The sequence below is a fragment of the Planctomycetota bacterium genome (assembly GCA_035574235.1).
GTDB lineage: Bacteria > Planctomycetota > MHYJ01 > MHYJ01 > JACPRB01 > DATLZA01.
In genome coordinates this window covers 1-5,774 of sequence record DATLZA010000120.1, presented here as the reverse complement: position 1 = coordinate 5,774, position 5,774 = coordinate 1, and the positions used below count along the sequence as shown (strand labels likewise).

General features: G+C 72.6%; 6 protein-coding genes. All 6 read left to right on the top strand.

Going from position 1 to position 5,774, the window contains the following annotated elements; genetic code table 11:
* On the top strand, positions 1-1,589 hold a 1,589-nt coding region (locus VNO22_11025; GenBank protein HXG61900.1), incomplete at its 5' end, for a tetratricopeptide repeat protein.
* On the top strand, positions 1,586-1,972 hold the full coding sequence (flgN, locus tag VNO22_11020) for a flagellar export chaperone FlgN (GenBank protein HXG61899.1): 387 nt from the start codon (positions 1,586-1,588) through the stop codon (positions 1,970-1,972). The genes VNO22_11025 and flgN, both read left to right, overlap by 4 nt.
* Entirely contained in the window at positions 1,966-2,754 is a 789-nt protein-coding gene (locus VNO22_11015; protein ID HXG61898.1) for an ATP-binding protein, read from the top strand. The genes flgN and VNO22_11015 overlap by 7 nt, the downstream gene beginning before the upstream one ends.
* Positions 2,751-4,118 (top strand): sigma-54 dependent transcriptional regulator, encoded by a 1,368-nt coding sequence (locus VNO22_11010; protein HXG61897.1) that lies wholly within the window; start codon positions 2,751-2,753, stop codon positions 4,116-4,118. The genes VNO22_11015 and VNO22_11010 overlap by 4 nt, the downstream gene beginning before the upstream one ends.
* A gap of 61 nt (positions 4,119-4,179) precedes the next feature.
* Positions 4,180-4,467 (top strand): flagellar hook-basal body complex protein FliE, encoded by a 288-nt coding sequence (locus tag VNO22_11005; GenBank protein ID HXG61896.1) that lies wholly within the window; start codon positions 4,180-4,182, stop codon positions 4,465-4,467.
* A 36-nt stretch (positions 4,468-4,503) separates the two neighbouring features.
* On the top strand, positions 4,504-5,774 hold a 1,271-nt coding region (locus tag VNO22_11000; protein ID HXG61895.1), incomplete at its 3' end, for a hypothetical protein.

Here is a 5,774-nt window from a genome sequence, read left to right as displayed (position 1 = left end):
CCCGCCTGTCGCGCCTGGCCGACCGGCCCGGCGGAGAAGACCTCCGGGCGCCCCTCGTTCGCGCGCTGGCCCGCCTGGCGCGCCGCCGCCCGGACCGCGCCGAGGCGCTTCTGGACGAGATCGCCGCGCGCCTCGCCCGATCCCCCGAGGGCCGTCTCCCCGCGCTCCTGGCCCAGGCCCGCGCCTATCGCGTCGCCGGCCGGCCGGACCGCGCGGCGGCGATCCTCGCCCGCGCTCTCGAAGACCCCGAGGCCGCGGGCGAGCGGCGGGGCCCTTTGCACCTCGAACGCGCCCGCGCCTTCGCGGCCCTCGGCCGCGCGGCCGACGCGCTCGAGGCCCTCGACCGCGCCGACGAGTTTCTCGATTCGGCCGACGCGCGGCTTCTGCGGGCGGCGCTCCTGGCGATCCAGGGACGCGAGCTCGACCGGGCCGCGGCGCTGGCCGAAGCGGCCGAGGTCGGTCCCTTGTCCCGATTCGTCCTGGCCCGCCTCCGCGGCGATCCGGCGCTGGCGCGGAGCGCGCTGGCGGCGCTCGACGATGCCTCGCCTCTCGAGGATCTCGGCCTGCCGTTCGACGCGCTCTATCGTCCGCTCCTCGAAGCGGCGACCGACCCCGGCGTCGCCGCCGATCTCGCGCGCCACGCGCGGCGCCTCTTCCCGGAGGCGGCCGAATACGCGCTCGATCTGGCCCGCGCTCTCCGGCGCGCCGGCCGCGCGGCCGAAGCGGCGGACGCCTACGAGGCCGCCGGCGCCCTCGATCAGGCCGCCGAAGCGTGCCTCGAAGGAGGACTCTGGACGCGGGCGGCCGAGCTCTACCGCGCGCTCTATGCGCAGGGACCTTCCCGGAACCGGGAGGCGCTCCTCGGGCGCGCCGAGGCGCTCCGCCGGGCGGGCCGCCTCGAAGAGGCGCTCGCGGCGCTGGCCGAGCTTCTGGCCGCGTCGCCTCCGCGCCATGCGCTGGGCCGGCGGGCGCTTCTCGAGCGCGGACGGATCCTCGCGGGCGCGGGACGCACGGCGGAAGCTCTCCGGGAATTCGAACGCCTCCGCACGGATCCCTCCGTGGGCGCCGAGCCGCGGGACCCCGAATGGGCCGGGGCCCTCTTCGAATCCGCACGCCTGACCCTGGACCGCCGGCTCCTGGCCGAATACCTCGAGCGCTACGGCGAAACGGGCGCCTTCCCTCGGGAGGCGATGGAGGCAGCCTGGCTCCTGGCCCGGGTCGCCCTGCGCGAAGGGGACGCTCCGGCGGCGCTGGGGGCCCTGGACCGGATGGAAGCGCTCGGCCCTCGCGCGCCCGACGCGCCGCGCCTGAAGCAGGCGCGCTTCCTGCGGGGCGAGGTGCTGGCGGCTCTCGGACGCTGGGAGGAGGCCGAGCGCGCCTTCGACGCGGCTTATCGGAACCATCTGGACGATGCCGGCCGCTTTCAGGCGCTGGCCGGCCGCGCCCGCGCGCTGGCCCGCCTGGACCGCCGGGAGGAGGCCCGTCGCGCGCTCGAGACCGCCCGGGAACTCTTCACGGCCGCGCCCGCGGGGCTTTATGGACGCTTCTGGACCGGCACGCTCGACGCGCTGGCGGGGGAGCTGCGGTGATCGAGACCATCGTCGAAGGGTTCCGGCGGCAGCGCGAAAACTACCGCCGCATGGCCGAACTGGTCGCCGAGGAGCGCCGCCTGGTCGAGTCCGCCGATCCGGACGCGCTGCTCGATCTCGTGCGCCGCCAGCGGGCGGTCCTCGAGGAGATCCGCGCGCTCGATCGGACGCTCCACCCCGTTCGGGCGCGGTGGCCGGAACTTCGGGCGCGGCTCGATCCGGCGGCGGCGGCCCGTGTGGAGGAGGAAGCCGCGCGGGCGCGGCGGGCTTTGGAGGACCTGCTGCGTCGGGAGGACGAAGGAGGGAGGGGCCGGCAGGAGACGGCCGGCGCGGCGGACGCGGGCCGTGCCCGGGCCGCCTACGGAGGGGGGGCGGCATGGTGAACGGCATCGTGTCCCGCGGCGGCACGGTCGGCGAGCTGACCCGCCTGATGGAAACCTTCCACCAGGCCACCGAGAAGCTCGCGCGCTCCTACGAGAAGATCGAGGAGCTCCAGCGGGAGCTTGCGGACAAGGACCGGCGTCTGGCGCGCAAGACCCGGCTGGAAACGCTCGGCCGGATGGCCGCCGGGCTGGCCCACGAGATCCGAAATCCCCTGGCGGGCATCCAGCTGTACGCCGCGCTGCTGCGGCGCGAGCTGGGGCACGACGCGGAGAAGGCGGCCTGCCTCGACCGGATCCTGTCGGCGGTCTGCGGCCTCGAGAAGCTTGTGGACGACATGCTCACCTTCGGCCGCGACCTCGAGCCGCGTCGCTCGTTCCAGCCCTTCGGGCCGCGCGTCCGCGAGGCGCTGGACCTGGCGCGCGCGGCGATCGAGGAAAAGAAGATCGACGTGATCTGCGACCTGGACGCCACGCCCGTGGACCTGGACGGCGAGATGATGCGGCGCGTCTTCCTGAATCTCGTCCTCAACGCGGTTGAGGCGATGCCGCCCGGCGGAAGGCTCTCGATCCGCTCGTCCGGCCGGACGATTTCCTTCGCGGATACCGGCCCCGGCATCCCCCCGGAGATCCTCGAGAAGCTCTTTACGCCCTTCGTGACGGGCAAGGCCAAGGGAACGGGACTGGGCCTGGCGATCGCGCACAAGATCGTCGAGGCCCATGGAGGTCTGATCGAGGCGCGAAACGATCCCGCCGGGGGGGCGGTGTTCACGATCCGTCTATGAGCTGCGTCTGGGTGATCGACGACGAGGCGATCCTTCGGGACGCCATGGCCGAGGCGCTTCGGCGCGCGGGCCACCGCGTAGAGGCGTTCGCGTCCGCGCGTCCGGCCCTCGAACGGCTCGGGTCGGAGCCGTGCGACCTCGTCATCACGGATCTGCGGATGCCCGATCTGGACGGAATCGCGGTCCTGGAGGAGGCGCGGCGCACCGCTCCGGACGTTCCCGTGCTCGTCGTCACCGCCCACGGCACCGTGGAAAGCGCCGTGGGGGCGATGAAGAAGGGCGCGTACGACTACATCCTCAAGCCGTTCCGGCTGGAGGAGCTCGAGGCGCTGGTCGAGCGCGCTCTGGCCCATCGCCGCCTCGAAATGGAAAACGAGGTGCTGCGGGCGCGCGTGGGGGACGCCGGCCGGGAGGAAGCCGTGTGGGGGCCCGTCACGCGCGGCGTTCTGGCGCTCCTCGAACGGGCGGCCCGGAGCGACGCCACGGTGCTGATCACCGGCGAGAGCGGGACGGGCAAGGAAGTGGCGGCGCGGACGCTTCACCGGCTGTCCCGCCGCGGGGCCGCTCCCTTCCTCTGCGTCAACTGCGCGGCGCTTTCGGCGGGACTGCTCGAGAGCGAGCTTTTCGGGCACGAAAAGGGGGCCTTTACGGGCGCGGACCGGCTGCGCAAGGGACGCTTCGAGCTGGCCGACGGCGGCACGCTGCTTCTGGACGAGGTGAGCGAGATCGACCCCGCGCTTCAGGCCAAGCTCCTGCGGGTGCTTCAGGAGCGCGCCTTCGAGCGCGTGGGCTCCAGCCGGACCCGCCGGGTGGACGTCCGCGTGGTGGCCACGACCAACCGGGATCTCCCGGCCGAGGTCGCGCGGGGACGCTTCCGCGAGGATCTCTACTACCGGCTGAACGTCCTGCCCGTTCGGATGCCGGCCTTGCGCGAGCGGCGGGAGGAAATTCCGCTTCTCGTCGAGCACTTTACGGCGCGTCACCGGAAGCGGGTTTCCCCCGCGGCGATGCGCAAGCTCTGCGCCTACGACTGGCCGGGGAACGTCCGCGAGCTGGCCAACCTTCTGGAGCGGGCCGCGGTGCTCTGTCCCGGCGAGGAGATTTCGGCCGAGATGATCGCGCCCTGGCTCGAAGGTTCGGCCCGGGCCTCGTCGTCCCTCGCGGGGATTTCTCTCGAGGAACTGGAACGCCGGGCGATCGAGGAGAACCTCCGGGCGTGCGGGGGAAACCGCGAGCGCGCCGCTCGGATCCTGGGCATCAGCGCCCGGACGCTGAGGGACAAGCTCAAGAAGTGGGGATCGGGAACGGAAGAATCTTCCGCCGCTCCGGAAGAGATTTCCCTCCCCGCGGGAGGGGCGGCGTGAGGGAACTTCGAAAGGGCGTTGGCACGCCGGTTGCGTCCGGAGGCCCCTCATGATGGATGCCGTGGGACCCCTGGGCCCGCCGGCCGGACCGGCGATGACGCCTCCCCTCCGGGGAGCCGAGCCGGCCGCGGAGCGGTCGTTCGAGGCGATTCTCAAGGACTCCCTCGAGCGCGTCGGCCGGCTCCAGCAGGAGGCCGACCGGGTGCTTGAGCGATATGCCGCGGGGGACGCCACGGCCGAGCAGGTGGCCGCCGCGCTTCAGAAGTCGCGGATGGCCTTCGAGGCGCTCATGGAGATTCGAAACGAGCTGGCCCGGGCCTTCCGGGAGATTCAGGGGATGCAGATTTAGCACCGCTCCACCGGGAGAATAAGGAGAGGGGCCGTCATGGAGGCGTTCAAGTCCGCCGCGGACTCCGTGCGGCGGCTCTGGGGCAACCTCGGTCCGTCGCAGCGCCTGCTCGTGGGCGCCGCGGCGGCCGCGGCGCTGCTTCTGGCCGTCTGGGGAACGGTGTCCGCCACCGATCCTCCTTCGGTACGCGTCGTGGGACGCGAGGCCACGCCCGAGGAGCGCGCCGCCGTGCTGCGCAAGTTCCAGAAGGAAGGCCGCCCCCACGAGGTGCGCGACCAGGAGATCTACGTCCCCCGGCGCGACGCCGACCGGGTGATCCTCGAGCTGGCCGGAGACGGCATCCTGAGCGACCAGGCCCTCTGGAAATTTCTCGAGGAGGATGCCATCTTCGCGGATCGCTGGCAGAAGGAAAAGCGCTACCAGGTGGCGCTCCAGCGGCGCCTGGAGTACATGATCCGGAAGGTGGACGCCGTCCGCAACGCCAGCGTCCAGATCAGCCCGGGATCCGAGGCCTGGCAGACGGGTTTTCAGGGGCCCCGGCCCAGCGCCTCGGTCCAGGTCGAGCTCCATTCCGGAAAAGCGCTTCACGAGAAGAACGTCCTGGCGATCGCCGGGCTCGTGGCGCACGCCGTTCCCGGGCTGGACCGGGACCGGGTCCACATCATGGACACGCAGGGGCGGGCCTACAAGGTTCCGCGCTCGGAGACGGCCGCCTCGATCGACGACCTGCGCGGCCATGAGGCGCGCCTCGAGGAGGAGATCAAGGCCAAGATCATCGATCTTTTCCCGACGGCGCGGGTGGTCGTGCGCGCCGTGGCCAAGACCGCCAACGTCCACGTCCGCGAGAAGAAGTACGGACGGGCGGTGCCCGTTCGCGAGGAGGAGCACAAGGGGATCGTCAAAGGAGCGCTCGGCACGGGGGAAGGCGGCTTCAAGGGGAAAGGCGAGCTGGGGCCGCCTCCGGAGGCGGCCGCGCCGGACGGCGGGCGCAGTCTCCGTGTCGAAAGCGTCGTCGACGAGACGGTCACGGAGCGTTCGGAGCCGCTCGGGGCGATCGAGAGCGTGACGGTGGGGGTCCTCATCCCCGTCGAGGAAGGGCGTTCGTTCATGACGCCGGATCAGGCCAAGGACCTCATCGCCAAGGCGGTGGGGCGCCAAGCGGAGCCGGACGCCGTGAGCGTCCTTTTCGTTCCCACGCGCCGTCCCGAGCCGCTGCCGCCTCCGTCGTTCTCGGACCGCGCGGCGGAGTGGCTGGCGGAACGGGGGGGGACGGTGGCGCTTTTCGTTCTGGCGGCCGTGGCGCTGGC

What these genes read in the sequence shown, in the direction of transcription:
- VNO22_11015 (HXG61898.1), top strand. Translation starts at nt 1,966, where the DNA reads ATGGTGAACGGCATCGTGTCCCGCGGCGGCACGGTCGGCGAGCTGACC.
- VNO22_11010 (HXG61897.1), top strand. Translation starts at nt 2,751, where the DNA reads ATGAGCTGCGTCTGGGTGATCGACGACGAGGCGATCCTTCGGGACGCC.